Source organism: Fretibacterium fastidiosum (assembly GCF_000210715.1).
GTDB lineage: Bacteria > Synergistota > Synergistia > Synergistales > Aminobacteriaceae > Fretibacterium > Fretibacterium fastidiosum.
The window spans coordinates 4,478-6,894 of record NC_021038.1; the positions used below are offsets into that span (position 1 = coordinate 4,478).

General features: G+C 67.1%; 1 protein-coding gene and 1 pseudogene. Both read right to left on the minus strand.

From position 1 onward, the window contains the following. Nucleotides 1-682, minus strand: a pseudogene (locus tag SY1_RS00020) (polyribonucleotide nucleotidyltransferase); the annotation flags it as partial. A gap of 120 nt (nt 683-802) precedes the next feature. Continuing rightward, nucleotides 803-2,374 (minus strand): excinuclease ABC subunit UvrC, encoded by a 1,572-nt coding sequence (locus SY1_RS00025; protein ID WP_015555770.1) that lies wholly within the window; start codon nt 2,372-2,374, stop codon nt 803-805. Nucleotides 2,375-2,417 lie beyond the last annotated feature (43 nt).

Genomic DNA, 2,417 nt, shown 5'->3' on the forward strand with positions numbered 1-2,417 from the left:
CCGGCTTGCCGACCTCCTCCTTCATCTGGCGGAACAGCGCGATGATCTTGCGAATCTCCCGCTGAGCCAGGTCCAGAGCGTCCACCAGGAGCTCCTCGGAGACCTCCTGAGAGCCGGACTCCACCATGGTGATGCCATCGTCGTGCCCGGCGACGACGAGGTTCAGCCTGGATTCCTTCATCTGAGGCTCCGTGGGGTTCACCACGAGCTCCCCGTCGATCAGGCCGATGCGGACCGCGCCGACGGGGCCGTTCCAGGGGATGCCGGAGATGGAGAGCGCCGCGGAGGCGCCGTTGATGCCCAAAACGTTGGGCGGGTAAGTCTGGTCCATGGCCATGACCGTGTTCACGACGTGTACGTCGTTGCGCATGTCGTCGCTGAATAGCGAGCGGATGGAGCGGTCCGTGACGCGCGCCCCAAGGATGGCCGACTCCGAGGGTTTGCCCTCGCGTTTGATGAAGCCGCCGGGGATCTTCCCCGCGGAATAGTAGCGCTCCTCAAAATCGACGAGCAGCGGAAAGAAGTCGATGCCCGTGCGTGCCGTCTCCGTGATGCAGGCCGTGCTGAGGATCACCGTCTCCCCGTGGGACGCCATCACCGCGCCGTTGGCCTGTTTTGCCACCTTCCCCGTGCGAAACACGAGCGGCGTCCCGCCGATCGTTACCGAATATTCCTTCTCCAAAGTCAAATAGCCTCCTAAGCGTTGTTGATTCCAGTCCTTATAAGCGCACTTAGGATAGCACAATCGCCCCGTTAGTCCAAGGGTTTTCGGCGGGAAAAATGGCCCGCCGAAAAATCCCCCTCACGCGCGGACCCGCTGGGCGTCCGAGCCGTTCAGGTGCTCCAGGATCTTCCGCGCCAGCACCGGCCCCACCCCAGGCGCGCCGGCCAACTCGTCGGTGGAGAGCGCTGCGATGCGCTCCGTCGAGCCGAAGCGGACCAGGAGCTGCGACGCACGGGCCCTGCCGATGCCGGGGATGTCCTCCAACGAGGATCGCTTCATCCGCGCGTTGCGCGCCCGCCGGTGCGTGGTGATGGCGAAGCGGTGGACCTCGTCCCTCATGCGCTGCATCAGCTGCAGCACGGGGCTGCTGCGGTCAAGCCGGATCGGGTCGTCTGGCCGGTTCGGGAGGAAGAGCAGCTCCTCGCGCTCCGCCAGCGCCACGAGGGGCAGCTCCATCTCGAGCTCCGCCAGCGCCCGCATGGCGAACTCCAGCTGCACGGGGCCACCGTCGATCAGCGCCATCTGGGGCATGGGTTCCGACTGGTCCAGGACGTGCCGATAGCGGCGGCGCACCGTCTCCTCGATGGAGGCGAAGTCGTCGACCTCCCCCTCCGCCAGGCCGCGTATCCTGAAGCGACGGTAGAGGGAGGGGTTGGGCCGCCCCTGCTCGAACACCACGCAGCAGCCGTAGGTGTCGTGCCCCGCCGTGTGCGAGATGTCGAAGGCGTCCATCCGCCAGGGGATGGTCCTGAGGCCGAACGCCCTCTGCGTCTGGTTCAGGACGTGCCACGTCTCGCTGTCCAGGTCCTCCTGCAGCGCCGAGGACACGCGCTGGCGCGAGATGCGCCAGAGGGCGCGCATCGTGTCGCGGCAATGGGCCGCCTCCTCGAAGTCCATTCGGCGCGCGGCGGCGTCCATGCGCCTGTGCAGGCGCTCGATCAGCTCCCTGGTGTTCCCCTCCAGCAGGAGGATGACGTCCCCCACTCGCTCGCGGTACTCCGCCTGCGTGCAGAGCCCGGCGCAGGCCCCCATGGAGTGCCCCAGGCTGTACTCGATGCAGGGGCGCTTCCCAGGGTCCGGTTTGAGGTCCGCCCGGCAGACGCGCAGGGGGAAGTACCGCTCCGCCAGGCGCATGAGGGAGCGGATGTTCCCAGCGCTGACGAAGGGGCCCAGGTAGACGGCGCCGTCGTCGCGCTTGACGCGGGTGATCTCGAGGCGCGGGAAGGCCTCGTCCGTCACGCGGATGTAGGGGTACCGGTCGTTCATCTTGAGGTCCACGTTGAAGAAGGGGGAGTATCGGCGGATCAGCCTGGCCTCGACGATCAAGGCCTCCGCTTCCGTCTCCGTGCGGATGACGGAGATGTCCTCCACCAGAGAAACCAGCTTGCGCAGCCTCGGCGAGGCGAAGTTGGAATGGCGGAAGTAGGAGGACACGCGGCGGCGCAGCTTGATGGCCTTCCCCACGTAGATCACCGTGCCCTCGGCGTCGCGCATGATGTAGACGCCGGGCCTCTCCGGCAGGCTCCTCAGGATCGCGGCGACCTTCTCCTTGATGGCGCCGCCCTGCCGTGCACTGTTTTTGGCGCCGGGACGGGCGACGTTCCTCTCCCCCCGCGCCCCCTCCTGCTGCGGCGCGGGGCCATCAGCCATGGAAAGGCCCTCCCCGGCGATTCAAGGCCGACCTCATCTCCGG

Excerpts from the sequence above, each read along its gene's own strand:
- SY1_RS00025 (WP_015555770.1), bottom strand. The coding sequence starts at position 2,374 with ATGGCTGATGGCCCCGCGCCGCAGCAGGAGGGGGCGCGGGGGGAGAGG.